The organism is Cupriavidus sp. 291-E7 (genome assembly GCF_057798835.1).
In genome coordinates this window covers 15,749-32,154 of the sequence record NZ_JBYOJV010000003.1, presented here as the reverse complement: position 1 = coordinate 32,154, position 16,406 = coordinate 15,749, and the positions used below count along the sequence as shown (strand labels likewise).

12 protein-coding genes are annotated in these 16,406 nt (G+C 63.7%); 8 read left to right on the top strand and 4 right to left on the bottom strand.

What is annotated here, in order from left to right:
• Position 1: 1 nt before the first annotated feature.
• On the bottom strand, positions 2 to 631 hold the full coding sequence (locus AC3FLX_RS06075) for a TetR/AcrR family transcriptional regulator (RefSeq protein WP_488694792.1): 630 nt from the start codon (positions 629 to 631) through the stop codon (positions 2 to 4).
• Between the two features lie 161 nt (positions 632 to 792).
• Between AC3FLX_RS06075 and AC3FLX_RS06070 the strand changes: the two genes are divergently transcribed.
• The 3 genes from AC3FLX_RS06070 to AC3FLX_RS06060 are packed head-to-tail and all read left to right on the top strand — an operon-like array spanning position 793 to position 5,886.
• On the top strand, positions 793 to 2,256 hold the full coding sequence (locus AC3FLX_RS06070) for a coniferyl aldehyde dehydrogenase (RefSeq protein WP_488694790.1): 1,464 nt from the start codon (positions 793 to 795) through the stop codon (positions 2,254 to 2,256).
• Positions 2,257 to 2,275: 19 nt separating this feature from the next.
• Positions 2,276 to 3,865: a GMC family oxidoreductase gene (locus AC3FLX_RS06065; RefSeq protein WP_488694788.1), complete on the top strand. Its 1,590-nt coding sequence runs from the start codon at positions 2,276 to 2,278 to the stop codon at positions 3,863 to 3,865.
• A 50-nt stretch (positions 3,866 to 3,915) separates the two neighbouring features.
• On the top strand, positions 3,916 to 5,886 hold the full coding sequence (locus AC3FLX_RS06060) for an alkyl/aryl-sulfatase (protein ID WP_488694786.1): 1,971 nt from the start codon (positions 3,916 to 3,918) through the stop codon (positions 5,884 to 5,886).
• A gap of 17 nt (positions 5,887 to 5,903) precedes the next feature.
• Here the strand turns inward: AC3FLX_RS06060 and AC3FLX_RS06055 are convergent, their stop codons facing one another.
• Positions 5,904 to 6,854, bottom strand: a complete 951-nt coding sequence (locus tag AC3FLX_RS06055) for a LysR family transcriptional regulator (RefSeq protein WP_488694784.1) — start codon at positions 6,852 to 6,854, stop codon at positions 5,904 to 5,906.
• A 92-nt stretch (positions 6,855 to 6,946) separates the two neighbouring features.
• Here AC3FLX_RS06055 and AC3FLX_RS06050 point away from each other — a divergent pair, with 92 nt between their 5' ends.
• Positions 6,947 to 8,011, top strand: coding sequence for a Gfo/Idh/MocA family protein (locus AC3FLX_RS06050; protein ID WP_488694782.1), 1,065 nt, complete (start codon positions 6,947 to 6,949; stop codon positions 8,009 to 8,011).
• A gap of 20 nt (positions 8,012 to 8,031) precedes the next feature.
• Positions 8,032 to 8,484, top strand: a complete 453-nt coding sequence (gene aroQ / locus AC3FLX_RS06045) for a type II 3-dehydroquinate dehydratase (protein ID WP_488694780.1) — start codon at positions 8,032 to 8,034, stop codon at positions 8,482 to 8,484.
• Between the two features lie 25 nt (positions 8,485 to 8,509).
• Here the strand turns inward: aroQ and AC3FLX_RS06040 are convergent, their stop codons facing one another.
• On the bottom strand, positions 8,510 to 9,445 hold the full coding sequence (locus tag AC3FLX_RS06040; protein ID WP_488694778.1) for a response regulator: 936 nt from the start codon (positions 9,443 to 9,445) through the stop codon (positions 8,510 to 8,512).
• Positions 9,429 to 12,776, bottom strand: a complete 3,348-nt coding sequence (locus AC3FLX_RS06035) for a hybrid sensor histidine kinase/response regulator (protein WP_488694776.1) — start codon at positions 12,774 to 12,776, stop codon at positions 9,429 to 9,431. Before AC3FLX_RS06035 ends, AC3FLX_RS06040 begins: the two co-directional genes overlap by 17 nt.
• Before the next feature lie 222 nt (positions 12,777 to 12,998).
• Between AC3FLX_RS06035 and urtA the strand changes: the two genes are divergently transcribed.
• From urtA to urtC, 3 genes are read left to right on the top strand one after another with little or no spacing between them, the layout of a single operon-like run.
• Positions 12,999 to 14,294: an urea ABC transporter substrate-binding protein gene (gene urtA / locus AC3FLX_RS06030; RefSeq protein WP_488694774.1), complete on the top strand. Its 1,296-nt coding sequence runs from the start codon at positions 12,999 to 13,001 to the stop codon at positions 14,292 to 14,294.
• 23 nt (positions 14,295 to 14,317) lie between these two features.
• Positions 14,318 to 15,232, top strand: a complete 915-nt coding sequence (gene urtB / locus AC3FLX_RS06025; protein WP_488694772.1) for an urea ABC transporter permease subunit UrtB — start codon at positions 14,318 to 14,320, stop codon at positions 15,230 to 15,232.
• Between the two features lie 26 nt (positions 15,233 to 15,258).
• Positions 15,259 to 16,395: an urea ABC transporter permease subunit UrtC gene (urtC, locus tag AC3FLX_RS06020; RefSeq protein WP_488694770.1), complete on the top strand. Its 1,137-nt coding sequence runs from the start codon at positions 15,259 to 15,261 to the stop codon at positions 16,393 to 16,395.
• The last annotated feature ends 11 nt before the right edge of the window (positions 16,396 to 16,406 follow it).

Here is a 16,406-nt window from a genome sequence, read left to right as displayed (position 1 = left end):
ATCAGGCCGCTGGCTGCACCAGCCAGTGCATCACGAGTTCGCGCGCTGGATCGAAGTAGGTTTCGATCGGCTGGGTACGTCCATTCGCGTACCAGTGGCAATAGGCCCCGTGGAACAGCGCCAGCACGGTGCGCGCCATCGGCACCGGCAGCGGCCGCTCCGCCGTGCCCAGCGCATCCACCAGAACCCGAACGTGCCCGTCCCATCCCTCGCGGATGTGCTCGCGCACGGTCTGGGGCGTCGTGGCGGAGAACAGCAATGCCAGCACCACCCCCTTGGTTTCGGGGTTGCGCGTGAAGTAGTCCGCCACGCGGGCAAACACTTCATCGACGCGCTCGGTGGTCGACTTGCCGACCAGATCCAGCGGATCCAGCTCCAGTTCGATTTCCTGGAACAGGCTGATCGCCGCCTCGGCCAGCAACATCTCCTTGCTGCCGAAATGCCACAGCAGGCTGCTCTTTGCCACATTGGCCTGTGCCGAAATCCGGTCGAGCGTCACTTCGGTATAGCCATGCTCGGCAATCAGCTGCTTGGTGAGCGTGATCACGCGATTGCGGGTCTCCAACCCCCGGCGGTACTTCGTCGGCCCAGACGGGGTGGCGACAGCGTCGCCGGTTTCACTTGCGCTCATCAAATTCACCGATTGAAGGTGTCGCAAATTGTAGCAGCGGCGCCATAGCGCCTCTCCGGACTTGCCCTAAGTCCCGCCATGCAGCCTTGACATGCGGTTGCCATCAACCCGACACTGAAATTGTACTGATCGTTCAGTTTAATTTAAGGGCTTTTATTGTGATGACAACGCCGCAAGAACTGGAAAATCTGCTCACCGCGCAGCGGGCGGCGTTTGCCGACACGCCCTATCCATCACTCGCCACGCGCAAGGCGGCCTTGCGCAAGTTGCGGGCTGCCGTGCGCGAGCACGCCGGCCACCTGGCCGTTGCCGCGGATCGTGATTTCGGCGGGCGCGCGCACGCGGAGACGATGACGGTCGATGTGCTGCCGTCCGTCCTCCATATCAATCACCTGCTCGGCGGCCTGCGCCGATGGATGCGTCCCTCGCGCCGCCATGTGGAATGGCTGTTCCTGGGTAACCGCGCGAGCGTCCGATACCAGCCCAAGGGCGTGGTCGGCGTCGTGGTGCCGTGGAACTTTCCGATCTATCTGGCGCTGGGGCCACTGGCAACCGCGCTGGCCGCCGGCAATCGCTGCATGATCAAAACGTCCGAGTTCGCGCCGCACACCTCGGCCGCACTGCGCGCACTGCTGGCCGACGTATTTGCTGAAGACGAAGTGGCCCTGGTGGAAGGCGATGCCGACGTCGCGCGCCAGTTCACGGCACTACCGTTCGACCACCTGGTCTTCACCGGGTCCCCCGAGGTCGGCCGCCATGTCATGCGCGCCGCTGCCGAGCATCTGACGCCGGTGACGCTGGAACTGGGCGGCAAGTCGCCGGCAATCGTGTCGCGCACCGCAGACCTGTCAACGGCCGCGCGGCGCATCGCGCATGGCAAGACCGTCAACGCGGGCCAGATCTGCGTGGCGCCTGACTACGCCCTGGTACCCGAGGCCGACGCCGCCCGCTTTGCCACCGAAGTCATCGCCCAAGCCGCGCAGTTGTTCCCGGCCGACGGCGCCGACTACACATCGGTCATTCATGAGCGCGCCTACCGGCGCATGCAGGAACTGCTCGATAACGCCCGCGCTCACGGTGCCCACGTCATGCGCGCGGCCATGCCGGAAGACGGACGACGGCTGCCGCTGCACGTCGTGCTTGGCGTCACGCCCAGGATGCGCATCGCGCAGGAAGAAATCTTCGGTCCGATCCTGCCGGTGTTCACGTACCGCGATTTTGGCGATGTCATCGCGCACGTCCGTGCCGGTACCCGGCCGCTGGCGATGTACTACTTCGGCAAGGACAAGGCCGAGACCGAAACGCTGCTGCAGCGGACCCACGCCGGCGGCGTGACCCTCAACGACTGGGGCTGGCACGTGCTCAATCACGACCTGCCGTTTGGTGGAACCGGCACCTCGGGGATGGGCAACTATCACGGCGCGGAAGGCTTCCGCGAGTTGTCGCATGCCAAGGCGGTGTTTGCGGAGCGCCAGTGGTTCCCGATCGAACTGTTCCATCCCCCATACGGCACGTTCGTCCAGCGGATGGCGCTGCGCCTGTTCCTCGGCGCCACGCCCGCCGCTCCCTCCCAACATTCCCACCAACCCACCGCGCCCACGCATACCCCGGCGCGCCAGGACTGATCCACACACCGTTCACATCATGGAATTCGACTACGTAATCGTGGGCGCGGGTTCGGCCGGCTGCGTGCTGGCCAACCGCCTGAGCGCCGATCCCGCCGTGCGCGTCTGCCTGATCGAAGCAGGCCCGACCGACCGCTCGCCGCTGATCCACACGCCGGCCGGCATCATCGGCATCCTGCCCACGCGCCATGTCAACTGGGCCTTCAAGACCGTGCCGCAACGGGGCCTGAACGGCCGCCTCGGTTATCAGCCGCGCGGCAAGACGCTCGGCGGCAGCAGCGCCATCAACGCGATGATCTACATCCGTGGCCATCGCACCGACTATGACGACTGGGCCGCGCTGGGCAATCCCGGCTGGGCCTATGACGATGTGCTGCCGTGGTTCCGTCAGTCCGAAGACTTCTTTGGCGGCGCCAGCGCCTATCACGGTGCCGGCGGCGAACTGCGCGTCAGCCAGCTTGATGCCCATCCCGCCACGCACGCATTCGTCGAAGCCGGACGCGCCGCGGGCCACCAGGTCAATGACGACTTCAACGGGGCCGACCAGGAAGGCGTCGGCCACTATCACGTGACGATCCGCGATGGCCGGCGCTGTAGCGCGGCGGTAGCCTTCCTGCATCCGCTGCGCGCGGATCGGCCCAATCTCACGGTATTGACCGGCGCGCACGCCACCGGGCTGATCCTGCGCGGCAACGTGGCGCAAGGGGTCACCGTCCGCGTCAAGGGCCGGCCCGTGGACGTGATGGCCAAGCGCGAAACCATCGTGGCCGCCGGCGCGTTCGGGTCTCCGCAGTTGCTGCTGCTGTCCGGCATTGGCGACGAGGCCGCACTGAAGCCGCACCGCATTCCGCTGCGTCACGCGCTGCCGGGTGTGGGCCAGGGGCTCGTCGATCATCCCGACTATGTGCTGCCCTACAAGACGCACGACAAGACGCTGATGGGGCTATCGCTGCGCGGTGCCACCACGATGACGCGCGCATTCTTCGAATATCGCAAGCACCAGACGGGTCTGCTGGCCAGCAACTTTGGCGAGGCTGGCGCGTTCCTGCGCACGGACCCGACGCTGGCGCGCCCTGACGTCCAGCTTCACTGGGTGACCGGCATCGTGGACGACCACAACCGCAAGCAGCACCTGGGCCACGGCATGAGCTGCCACGTATGCGTGCTGCGCCCAAAGAGCCGAGGATCGGTTGGTCTGCAATCGGCCAATCCGCTGGCGGCGCCGCGTATCGATCCCAACTTCCTCGGCGACGACGACGACGTGGCGCGGCTGCTCAAGGGCTACAAGCTCTCGCGCGAGATCATGTCCAGCGGACCAATGGCACGTTACGCGCCACGCGAACTTTATGTGAAGAACGTCCGCTCCGACGACGAACTGGTGCACCTCCTGCGCCAGCGCACGGACAGCATCTATCACCCGGTGGGCACCTGCCGCATGGGCAACGATGAAGCGGCCGTGGTCGACCATCGCCTGCGCGTGCGCGGCATGGAGCGCCTGCGCGTGGTCGATGCCTCGATCATGCCCACGCTCGTCGGCGGCAATACCAATGCACCGTCGATCATGATCGGAGAGAAAGGCGCGCACATGATCGCCCAGGACTGGCGCTAGGCCCCGCCGTCGCCCAAACGCACGAATAGACAGATAAAAAGGAGACTGACATGTTTCGCAAATCCGCCGTGATGAGCGCCGTCGCGGCACTGATGTTTGGCAATGCACTGGCTATCGAAGCCCCGCCGGTACCCGGCGATGCCACGTCGGCCACGCAGACGGCCAATGCCAATGTGCTGCAGCAACTGCCGTTCGCCAATCGCCAGGACTATGAAGATGCGCAGCGCGGATGGATCGGCACGCTGGAAGCCGGCGAAATCCGCAACGCCCAGGGCCGCGTGGTATGGGATCTGAACAGCTATGCGTTCCTGGCAAACCAGACAGCGCCGGCCACGGTCAACCCGAGTCTCTGGCGCCAGGCCCAGCTCAACCTGAAACATGGCCTGTTCCAGGTGACGGACCGCATCTACCAGGTGCGCGGATTCGATCTGTCGAACATGACGCTGATCGAGGGCGACACCGGCCTGATCGTGATCGATCCGCTGCTGACGTCGGAAACGGCGCACGCCGCGCTCGATCTCTACTACAAGCATCGCCCGCGCAAGCCGGTCGTGGCCGTGATCTACACGCATAGCCACGCCGACCATTTTGGCGGCGTAAAGGGCGTGGTCGACGAGGCCGACGTCAAAGCTGGCCGCGTTCGAATTCTGGCGCCGGAAGGGTTCATGGAGGAAGCGGTCAGCGAGAACATCTACGCCGGCAACGCCATGAGCCGACGGGCGCAATACATGTATGGTGCGCTGCTGCCCAAGGGTCCCAAGGGGCAGGTCGATGCCGGCCTGGGCAAGACCGTGTCACTGGGCACCATCACGTTGATCGCCCCCACGGAACTCGTGACGAAGTCCGGCGAGACACGCACGATCGACGGCGTGCGGATGGAATTCCAGATGGCGCCCGGCAGCGAGGCGCCGGCCGAGATGCTGGTCTACTTCCCGCAATGGAAAGCGCTGTGTGCCGCCGAGGATGCCACCCACAACCTCCACAACCTGTACACGATCCGGGGCGCGCAGGTGCGTGACGCCAACCAGTGGTGGCGCGCGCTGGACGAGACCGCCGACCGCTTTGGCGCCCGCACCGAAGTACTGTTCGCCCAGCACCATTGGCCCAAGTGGGGCCAGCAGAATATCGCGGCATTCCTCTCGCGCCAGCGTGACGGCTACAAGTTCATCCACGATCAATCGCTGCGCCTGGCCAATCAGGGCTACACGATGACCGAAATCGCGGAGCGCCTGAAACTGCCGCCGACCCTGGCCAGCCAGTGGGACCTGCGCAGCTACTACGGCACGGTCAACCACAACGCCAAGGCCGTGTATCAGCGCTATCTGGGCTGGTATAGCGGCAATCCGGCCGACCTGCATCCGCTGCCGCCCGAAGAGTCGGCGCAGCGCTACGTGAAATTCATGGGCGGCGCGGACAAGGTATTGGCCCAGGCGCGCCAGTCGTACGCACAAGGCGACTATCGCTGGGTGGCCGAAGTGGTCAAGCATGTCGTGTTCGCCGATCCCGGCAACCAGGCAGCCCGCAACCTCGAAGCCGATGCATTGGAGCAGCTTGGCTATCAGGCGGAATCCGCCTCGTGGCGCAGCGCTTATCTGATGGGCGCCCACGAACTGCGCAACGGTGTATCCAAGGCCCAGGGCACGCAAACGTCGAGCCCGGATATGGTGCGCGCCATGACCGATTCGATGCTGCTCGACCTGCTCGCGGTGCGGCTCAACAGCGATCGTTCGGTGGGCCACGATATGCGGATCAACTGGGTGCAGCCCGATACCGGCAAGCAATACGCGCTCAGCGCGGAGAACTCAGTCTTCCTCTACAAGTCCGGACGACAGCACGCGAACGCGCAAGTCACGCTGACTGCGCCGCGCGCGGTGCTGATCGGCACGCTCCTTGGCCAGACCACGCTACAGGCGGCCGTGCAGGCCGGTCATGCGAAGATCGACGGCGACCCAACCGCGTTGCAGGCATGGCTGGGCATGCTCGACCAGTTCGATCCGAAGTTCGAGTTGGTGACGCCGTAGCGCGCGGGCCGCCGCGTTCATGCAAAGCCCTGCACGACCAACGCGAAAGGCCCGCTCGTCAATTGTTCCTTGAGAAAATCCACGCAGACCCGGACCTTTGGCGAGGAGGATGAACGTGCCGATGTCACGGCCCAGACATCGGCACGCTGCGAGTAGGCGGGCAGAATACGCACCAGTGCGCCTGACTGAAGACTCGATGCCACGTCCCACACCGAGGCCATGATGACGCCATAGCCTTCGAGCGCCCATTGCCGGACGATATCGCTGTGATTGGACGCGACCGGCCCCGTTACTTTCACAGCCTCTTCCCCATTCGGCCCTGTCAGGCGCCATACGCCAAAGCGCTGGTCGCGCCCGCGAAACGGCAGGCAATCATGCTGGGCAAGGTCCGCCAGGCATTTGGGGCTGCCTTTGCGAGCCAGGTACGCCGGCGCCGCGCACAGGATGCGGGCGCTATCGACGATCTTGTGCGGAATCAGATGAGGCTCCTCAACCTCGCCGACGCGAACGTCGATGTCGAAACTCTCGCTGACAAGGTCGACACGGCGGTCGAGCAGTTCCAGCCAGACTTCGAGTCCGCCGAACTTTTGCCGCAATAGCGAGAGTATCGGCGACACATGCTCGCGCCCAAGCCGCAAGCTCGTGCTGATGCGGATAAGACCGCGCGGATCGCCTTTGGGACCCGCCAGCGCGTCAGTCATTCCCTGAACGTCATCAAGGATTTTCTGCGCCCACTGGAACGCTGCTTCGCCATCGCTGGTGATCGTCACACGCCGCGTTGTACGCGAAAACAGCTTGACCCCGAGCGTCGCCTCCAGCAAGGCGATGCGCTTGCTTACGTGCGACGGCGAAATGCCGGTCTCTGTCGATGCCGTGATGAAGCTGGATCGCAAAGCGACCGTGCAGAAGAGCTGGAGATCACGCAGGAAGCCGTCATTGTTGGCTATTAGCGCATGGTGATTTTCCATTTTCGCTGATTATCGTTGTCAGAGTCATGAGTAATCTAGTCTCAAATCACGAGGTCGTCCAATGGGGGCGCCCAAGATCACCCCGAGATCACATGAGACAAATTCAGCTGGCTGTTGCCGGGGCAGGACTCATCGGCCGACGCCACATCGAACTGATACTGGCCAGCAACCGCTGTCAGCTCGCGGCCATCGTCGATCCGAGTCCCGCTGCCAGGGAGATCGCGGACACTGCCGGCGTGCCGTACTACCAGACGCTCGATCAGCTTTTCAACGAACGCCATCCGGACGGAATCGTCCTCGCCACGCCAAACCAGTTACACGTCGAGCAGGCACTGGAATGCATCGCCGCGGGTGTGCCGGCCCTGATCGAAAAGCCGGTGGCCCATTGCCTTGCGGAAGGTGAACGGCTGCTTGCCGCCGCCGAGCAGAGTCGTGTCCCGTTGCTCGTCGGTCATCACCGCGCGCACAGCCCGATTCTCGCCAAGGCGCGCGAGATCATCGGGCAGGGGCGGCTCGGAAAGGTGGTGAGCGTGATGGGAAGCGCGGTGTTCTACAAGCCCGACGATTACTTCGACATTGCGCCGTGGCGTCGTCAGGTGGGTGGCGGTCCGATCCTCATCAACATGATTCACGAGATCGGGAACCTTCGCTCCCTGTGCGGCGAGATCGTCGCGGTTCAAGCGCTGGCGTCGCACGCAACGCGCGCGTTTCCGGTGGAGGACACGGTCGCGATCAATCTACGCTTCGCGTGCGGTGCGATCGGCACCTTCCTGCTGTCCGACACTGCCGCCGCCGCGCGTAGCTGGGAACAGACGTCTCAGGAAAACAAGAGCTATCCCTCCTATGGCGATGAAGACTGCTACGTCATCGCGGGTGACATGGGTTCGCTGTCCGTTCCGACGATGCGCCTCAAGACCTACGCACGCAAGGAAGACCGCTCGTGGTGGAAGCCGTTCCAGATCGGCGCCGAGGAAGTCGAACGCGCCGACCCGCTTGCATTGCAGCTCGACCACTTCTGCGACGTCATCGCCGGCACGGCGTTGCCACTCGTAACGGTGCACGACGGCTTGCAAAACCTCCGCATCACGGAAGCGATCGCCGAGGCTGCCCGTACGGGCGAGATCGTCACCACGGCACGTGATTGCGCAACCGCGTAGCGATGAAAAAGGAAGACAACGTGACAACGATACTGATGCTGCACGGAATCAATCACAACATGTTCGGCAAGCGCGATCCCACTCAGTATGGAACGATCACGCTTGCGGAAATCGACAGCCAGTTGCATGCATTGGGACGCGAACTGGGCGTGTCCGTTGACAGCTACCAGATCAACCATGAGGGCGACATGTGTGAACGCATTCACCAGGCCTTCGTCGATGGTGTCGATGCGGTACTCATCAATGCCGGGGCGTGGACCCACTACAGCTACGGCATTCGAGACGCGCTGGCGATTCTGACCGTGCCGGTGGTCGAGGTTCATATGTCCAATATCCACGCCCGCGAACCATTCCGGCATCACTCCGTGTTTTCCGAGATTGTGAAAGGGCAGATCTGTGGATTCGGCGTCGATAGCTATCTGCTTGCCTTGCGCGCCGCAGTGACCGCCACGATGGCAACGAAGGCGGGATAGCGAGCCGCGCTTCCTTGCCTCCGGCCTACTCCGTTGCCTGAAGCTGGCCGACGTGCCGCTGCGCCGCCGCCACAGCGGCTGTTCGCGTCTCCACGCCCAGCTTCTCGTAGATGTGCTCAAGGTGTTTGTTCACCGTACGCGGGCTCATCCCCAATATCTCCGCGACGTCACGATTGGTCTTGCCGCGCGCCACCCAGGTGATGACCTCGGCCTCTCGGACTGTCAGCAACGGGCCGCACTTGCCGACGGCCGCCTCTGATGCGGGCCCTCCCGCCGGTACGGCCGACGTCATTTCGATCGCCATCCAGTCCGAGTCCTGGCCGGTCAGCCGGCGCAGGCACAGACCATCGAGAGCGATCTGCACGGTGAGCCTTAGCGCTTGCAATGCATCGGCCAGCGGTAGCGGCAACGCCGCCCCCGCTGCCGGGACCTGCCAACCCTGAGCCTGCAGCAGCTGCGTGGCGGTCCCATTGCTCCAGAGCCAACGACCGTTCACGTCCGCCGCGAACATCGGCGTCGCACTGCTCAATACCGCCTCGCGCGCGCTGCGCGCCAATCGCGCCTTGCTGGCGTGCGAACGCACTCGTGCCACGACTTCGGCAATGACAACGGGCTTGGTGACATAGTCGCACGCACCGACTTCAAATCCCCGGACGATGTGACTGGTGTCGCCCAGGCCGGTCATGAAGATGACGGGCAGGTCGGCGTGGCGCCCCATCAGCGCTTCGCACGTTGCAAAGCCATCCATGCCCGGCATGTCCACATCGAGCAACACGGCATCAGGCACAAAGAACGCCAACGCATCCAACGCGGCATTGCCGCTGGACGCAGCGTGTACGAGCATGGCTTCGTCACCCAGCGCGCGGCTGAGGAAGCCACGGGCGTCGGGGCTGTCGTCCACCACCATCACACGTGTTGCGATGGCGGAGGATGCGTGCCGGTTATCAGGATCGGGTTGCATGTAGTGCCTCACCTAGGGACTCGGTCAGCGCAGCGGCATCCGTGCGCGCCAGTGGCAACATCTGGAGCGCCCAGGCTGCAACAGCGCCATCGCCCTCCGCCATCTCGGCCAAATGCGCTTCCGCGGCGCGCAAGCGCCCCGTCGCGCCCATCGCCAGCAGCTCTCGCAGTATTTCGGGATCAGGCGGCGCCGCCTGTGGCACCGGGACCGGCACCGCCGCCAGCACCCGATGCACGATGCTGATCAGTTCGGCCGCTCGTACGGGCTTGCTGATGAAGCCGGCGCAACCATGCATGTGACGGGCCTCTTCGGTATTCTCGTGCGCATTGGCGGACACGATGACCACCTCCGGCGCCGATGGCTCGGCGCGAATCTGTCGACACAGCTCCCAACCCGAGGCATCAGGAAGATTCAGGTCCAGCAACACCAGATGCGGACGCCATTCGCGCAACGTGGGCAGTACCTGCGCGCCTTCGCACACTTCGTGCACCATCAGACCCAGTGGCGCCAGGAACCCGCGCAGCACGGCGCGATGCTCGGCGCGGTCATCGACGATCAGAATGCGTGCGTTCGCTGGTAGCGGCATCGACGGCGCTGCTTTGCCGGGGGCCGCCACGGCAGACACAGCCGGCAGGTAGAGACGCACAATGAACTCACTGCCCTCGCCCGGCACGCTGCGTACGTGGATATCGCCACCCATCAATTCCGCGAGCAGCCGCACAATCGCAAGTCCCAGCCCGATTCCCTCGCGGTCGTCGTGTTGGGTGCCACGTTCGAACGGATCGAAAATGCGCGACTGGTCTTCGATGGAGATGCCGGCGCCGGTGTCACTGACGCTGATGGTGGCCAGCTCGCGCTGGTGACGTACGGCCAGTGTGACGGACCCCTGCTCCGTGAACTTGATTGCATTGCTGACCAGATTGATAACGATCTGCCGCAAGCGCTTTGAATCGCCATGCACGTGCAAGGGGAGCTTTCCCGAAACGCGATAGTGGAACGCCAGGCCGCGCGCCGTGGCTAGCGGCCGGAACATCCGTACCAGATCATCGAACAGGGATTCGAGCGACACCGCCTCCAGCTCCAGTCGCAGCTTTCCGGCTTCGATCCGCGACAACTCCAGCAGACCGTCCACCAGGCTCGACAAGTGTTCTCCGGCGCGACCGATGGTGCGCACATCCTCGCGGTACGTCATCGGCAGCGTCGGCGCACGCAGCAGCAATTGCGAGTACCCAAGAATCGAGTTCAGGCCCGCGCGCATTTCATGGCTCATGCCGGTGATGAAGCGACTCTTGGCCAGATTGGCTTGCTCGGCCACTTCCTTGGCATGCTGGAGGAGTGCGTCGGTCTGGCGATGCGCGTCGATTTCCTTTTGCAGCAGCAGGTTCTGGCGTTCCGATTCCTCCTGCGCGACGGTGCGGCTTTCATTGACCAGTACCAGCCACCAGGCGGCCACCGCTGCCAGCAATGCCAGCCCGGCGCCGATTTTCAGGAATAGCGCGGAGCCTGGCACCGCAGCCGGTGCGAGCTGGCTCGTCAACTTCCCCTGGGTATAGAGCAGCCAGAGCAATGTGCCGAACGCGAACACCATGCCGGCCAGCACCAGCACGAACTGACCGATGCGGCGCGCCGTGACCGGTGGCGTGCCAGCCGGCAGTACGCGTGTGAGCGCCGTGGCGATCTGTTCCTGCGCGCTTGCGCCGGGCTTGCAGCGATCCCCGCATCGCGCATCGAGCGTGCAGCATAGCGAGCAGATCGGCCCCCGATACGCGGGGCAACCCGCCATGTCCTCGCGTTCAAATGGATTGCGGCAGATCGCGCAACGGACAATCTTGTGGCGCTCGCCGAAGTCCACCGGCGTACGCGCAATGAAATAGCGGCTGTGCGTCACCAGCGCGATCAACGGCGGCAACACCGTCGACAACACCAGCGAAACGCCGATCGACGCTGGCCGCAGCATGTCGCCGAACACGCCCATGTGCATCAGCAACGAAAGTCCCGACGCCAGCGCCATACTCCCGAATCCGGCTGGATTGATATCGAACAGGTATGCCCGCCGGAATTCGACATGGTGCGGCGAAAGGCCCAGTGGTTTGCTGATGACCAGGTCGCCAAAAATCGCGCCGACCCAGGCGACGGCCAGATGCGCATACAGGGCCAGCACCTGCTCCATCGCCTCGAACACACCCATTGCCATCAGCATCACGGCGATCAGCACATTGAATGCCAGCCAGACCACGCGCCCGGGATGGCTGTGCGTGAGCCGGGCAAACACATTCGACCACGCCAGCGATCCGGCGTAGGCATTGGTAATGTTGATCTTGGTCTGCGAGACCAGCACCAGCAGCCCCGTCAGCAGCACCGGTGCCCACGCCGGCCATCCGCTGCCAAGTCCGCGCGCGAAACCTGCCAGGTACATTTGCGTGGGCTCCAGCGCGTGAGCGATCGGCAGTTCCGACTGCAACACGATAAACGCCAAAAAGGCGCCGCCTGCCATCTTGGCGGCACCGAGGACGATCCAGCCCGGCCCGGCGGCAATCAGCGCGCTCCACCAGCGAACCCGGTTGCTACGCGTCAGCGGTGGCATGAACCGCAGGAAATCCACCTGCTCGGCAATCTGTCCGATCAACGCGGCCGCCACCGTTGCGGCGGCACCGAAGGCATGCCAGGAGAAACCGTCGCCGTCCGCCAGGCGCCCATTCAACGTCAGGAAGGCCGTGTAATGCTGCGGCTCGCGCCACAGTATCAACGCATAGGGCAGCAGGAGCAGCACCAGCCAGAGCGGCTGCGTCCATAGCTGGATACGCGACAAGAGCGTCACGCCGTGCATGACGAGCGGTATCACGAGTACCGACGACAACAGGTAGCCGATCCAGCGCGGCAGGCCGAACAGCAGCTCGAAGGCCTGCGCCATGATGGCCGCCTCAAGCGCGAAGAAGATGAAGGTGAACGTCGCATAAATCAGCGACGTGATGGTGGACCCGAGGTAGCCGAATCCGGCGCCGCGCGCCAGCAAGTCCATGTCCAGCCCATCACGCGCCGCATGGTAGGAGATGGGCAGCCCGGTGAGGAAGATGACAACACTCACTGCGGCGATGGCCCACATCGCATTGGTAAAGCCGTAGCTCAGCGTAATGGCCGCGCCGATGGCTTCCAGCGCCAGGAATGCCACTGCACCAAAAGCGGTATTGGCTACCCGAAAGGCGCTCCATTTGCGGAACGACCTTGGTGCATAACGCAACGCGTAGTCCTCAAGCGTCTCGTCGGCGACCCAGCGGTTGTAGTCGCGCCGGATCTTGCTGATGCGCTGCACGGGTGGGCGGGCACTCGACATATCGGGGATTTGGCAAGGTCGAACCGGCGTACGAATGCAAAAGCTGTGCCGTGTCCGCGCTGTCCCCGTTTGCGGGCACAGGCGCCCGCGCATTGCCACGAACCCACGAGCCTGCATGTACCCGCCTGTACGTTGAATGACGTATTCCGTCCTGCGTACGCCCGCCGCAAGATCCGCCCAACGCAGCACCCACCCTCACCTGCCCTCCTAGGAGCGTTGAACATGCGTGACAAGAACGAAAACGGGTCGTCTCCGGCGGCGTCCGATGAAAGCCAGTCGGTATCGCTGAACCGGCGCCGCCTCATGCAGGGCCTCGCCGCGCTGCCAGCGTTGCCGCTGGCTGGCATGGCGACGCAGGCCTACGGCGCCAACCTGCCCACGTCGGCCGTCAACACGACGAAGCTGGCGGTGACCGATACCGAGGTCACGGTCGGCCAGCTTCATTCGGCCACGGGCACGATGGCAATCTCCGAGACCGGTTCGATCCAGGCCGAGCAACTGGCCATCGACCAGATCAACGCGGCCGGCGGCATCCTGGGGCGCAAGATCAAGATCATCAAGGAGGATGGCGCGTCGGACTGGCCCACGTTCGCCGAGAAATCGAAGAAGCTGCTTGTCAACGATCGCGTCGCGGCCGTGTTCGGCTGCTGGACTTCCGCATCGCGCAAGGCCGTGCTGCCGGTCTTCGAAAAGGAAAACGGCCTGCTCTACTACCCCACCTTCTACGAAGGTCTGGAGCAGTCGAAGAACGTCATCTACACCGGGCAGGAAGCCACGCAGCAGATCATCTGGGGTCTGGACTGGGCCGCCAAGCAGAAGAATGCCAAGAGCTTCTTCCTGATCGGATCGGACTACATCTGGCCGCGCACGTCGAACAAGATCGCGCGCAAGCACATCGAGAATTTCCAGAAGCTCAAGGTGGTGGGCGAGGAATACTACCCGCTGGGCCACACCAATTTCAATTCGCTGATCAACAAGATCAAGGTCGCCAAGCCCGACTGCATCTACGCCATCGTGGTTGGTGGCTCCAACGTGGCGTTCTACAAACAGCTCAAGGCAGCCGGCATCACGGCGGACAAGCAATTCCTGCTGACCATCTCCGTGACCGAGGACGAAGTGCTTGGCATCGGCGGCGAGAACATCGCCGGCTACTACGCCGCGATGAAGTACTTCCAGTCGCTGGACAACCCCAATAACAAGCAGTTCGTGGACGCCTTCAAGGCCAAGTTCGGCGCGAAGTCCGTTATCGGCGACGTCACGCAGGCGGCCTATCTCGGGCCGTGGCTATGGAAGGCCGCGGTGGAAAAGGCCGGCAGCTTCGATATCGACAAGGTCGTGGCGGCATCTCCCGGCATCGAACTGAAGACCGCGCCGGAAGGGTATGTAAAGGTCGACCCGAACCATCACCTCTGGAGCAAGACCCGCGTCGGGCTGGCCCAGCTGGATGGGCAATTCAAGGTCGTGGCGGAATCGCCGCAGCTGATTCCGCCGAACCCGTTCCCCAAGGGTTACCAGTAAAACATCAACGCGGGAGCACGGTCATGAATCTTTCCGACATGCTGAACATCGGCCTTATGCAGGGCTTTGCGGGCCTGAGCCTGTTCTCGGTGCTGCTGCTGATGGCGCTCGGGCTTGCCATCATCTTCGGGCAGATGGGCGTCATCAACATGGCCCACGGCGAGTTCATGACCATCGGCGCCTACACGATCTTCCTGGCATCGACCACAGTGGAACGGCTGGCGCCGACATGGATGGGCTGGTACTTCCCGCTGGCCATCGGCGCGGCTTTCTGCATCGCGTTCGTTGCCGGATGGCTGGCCGAATGGGCGCTGATCCGGCACCTTTACAAGCGCCCGCTCGATACCTTGCTGGCTACCTGGGGCCTTTCGTTAGGCATGCAGCAGATGTTCCGCTCGATCTTCGGCCCCAAGGAAGTCAGCCCGACCTTGCCCGACTGGCTCATGGGTTCGTGGGCGCCGGCGCCGGGCCTGGATATTCCAATCAACGGTCTGTTCGTGATGGCGCTGACGCTGGCTGTGGCCGGGCTGGTGTGGCTGGCTCTGTATCGGTCACGGTGGGGGCTGCGCGTGCGCGCCACCACGGCAAATCGCGCGATGGCCAATGCCGCCGGCATCAATACAAAGCAAACGGACCGACTGACGTTCGCCATCGGTTGTGGCATTGCGGGCGTGGCGGGCGCGGCATTCACCACCATCGGCTCGACCGGCCCCACCAGCGGCGCGCTATATATCGTCGACTCCTTCCTGGTAGTGACTTTCGGCGGCGCGGCCAGTTTGGCCGGTACGGTGGCATCGGCCTTCGGTATCGCCCAAACGCAATCGATCACCGAGTTCTTCATGACAGGTTCGATGGCGCGCGTGCTGACGCTGCTGCTGATCGTGACGATCCTGATGATCCGCCCGCAAGGCCTTTTCGCACCGGCGGTGCGGCGCTGACCCTTTCCCCTTCACGGAGTTCGACAATGTCTCCCACGAAATCACTTCCGCTGCGCCAGCGGGTGGGCGCGCTCGGCGGCGAGTGGATCGGCTACGCACTGCTGGCGCTGGTGCTGGTGGTCGTCATGCCACTGACGCTCGACGTCTTCCGCCTGAACCTCATCGGCAAATACCTGTGCTACGCCTTCGTGGCGGTCGGGCTGGTCATGCTCTGGGGCTACGGCGGCGTGCTGAGCCTGGGACAGGGCGTCTTCTTCGGCCTTGGCGGCTATGTCATGGCGATGTTCCTGAAGCTCGAAGCCTCTGACCCGAAGAGCACTGCGATCCAGTCCACGCCCGGCATTCCCGACTTCATGGACTGGAACCAGCTCACCGCGCTGCCCTGGTGGTGGGAGCCGTTCCGGCACTTGCCGTTTGCGCTGATCGGTGTGATCGCCGTGCCTGTGCTGCTGGCCTTTGTCGTCAGCTTCGCCATGTTCCGGCGCCGCGTGGGTGGCGTGTACTTCGCGATCATCACGCAGGCCGTGGCGCTGATTCTGTCGGTACTGATCATCGGCCAGCAGGGCTATACAGGCGGCGTCAACGGCATCACGGACCTCAAGACGATGCTCGGCTGGGACATCCGCACCGACAACGCCAAGCTGGTTCTCTACTTCGTCAACGTTGCGCTGCTGTTTGGCACGATGCTGCTATGTCGCTGGATCCAGCACACCAAGCTTGGCGTGCTGCTGCTTGCCATGCGCGACAAGGAGGACCGCGTGCGGTTTTCCGGATACGACGTCTCGATGTTCAAGGTCTTCGTGTTCTGCCTGGCCGCTGCACTGTCCGCCATCGGCGGCGCCATGTTCACGCTGCAGGTCGGCTTCATGTCGCCCTCGTTCGTCGGGATCGTGCCATCGATCGAAATGGTGATTTTCGCGGCGGTGGGCGGCCGCATGAGTCTGGTTGGCGCGGTCTGGGGCACGCTGCTGGTCAATGCCGGAAAGACCTACTTCTCGGAGAGCTTCCCGGATTTGTGGCTGTTCCTGATGGCGACGCTATTCATCGGCGTGGTCGTTGCATTCCCCGACGGACTGGCCGGCCTCTACCACAAGTACCTGGGCCGCCGCCGCACCGGCAAACGAACCGGGCCTGCCAAAGACATGCCGGCGAAGACGGCCTGACCGGGAGCGAC

Excerpts from the sequence above, each read along its gene's own strand:
- AC3FLX_RS06075 (WP_488694792.1), bottom strand. The coding sequence starts at position 631 with ATGAGCGCAAGTGAAACCGGCGACGCTGTCGCCACCCCGTCTGGGCCG.
- AC3FLX_RS06070 (WP_488694790.1), top strand. The coding sequence starts at position 793 with ATGACAACGCCGCAAGAACTGGAAAATCTGCTCACCGCGCAGCGGGCG.
- AC3FLX_RS06065 (WP_488694788.1), top strand. The coding sequence starts at position 2,276 with ATGGAATTCGACTACGTAATCGTGGGCGCGGGTTCGGCCGGCTGCGTG.
- AC3FLX_RS06060 (WP_488694786.1), top strand. The coding sequence starts at position 3,916 with ATGTTTCGCAAATCCGCCGTGATGAGCGCCGTCGCGGCACTGATGTTT.
- AC3FLX_RS06055 (WP_488694784.1), bottom strand. The coding sequence starts at position 6,854 with ATGGAAAATCACCATGCGCTAATAGCCAACAATGACGGCTTCCTGCGT.
- AC3FLX_RS06050 (WP_488694782.1), top strand. The coding sequence starts at position 6,947 with ATGAGACAAATTCAGCTGGCTGTTGCCGGGGCAGGACTCATCGGCCGA.
- AC3FLX_RS06040 (WP_488694778.1), bottom strand. The coding sequence starts at position 9,445 with ATGCAACCCGATCCTGATAACCGGCACGCATCCTCCGCCATCGCAACA.
- AC3FLX_RS06035 (WP_488694776.1), bottom strand. The coding sequence starts at position 12,776 with ATGTCGAGTGCCCGCCCACCCGTGCAGCGCATCAGCAAGATCCGGCGC.
- urtA (WP_488694774.1), top strand. The coding sequence starts at position 12,999 with ATGCGTGACAAGAACGAAAACGGGTCGTCTCCGGCGGCGTCCGATGAA.
- urtB (WP_488694772.1), top strand. The coding sequence starts at position 14,318 with ATGAATCTTTCCGACATGCTGAACATCGGCCTTATGCAGGGCTTTGCG.
- urtC (WP_488694770.1), top strand. The coding sequence starts at position 15,259 with ATGTCTCCCACGAAATCACTTCCGCTGCGCCAGCGGGTGGGCGCGCTC.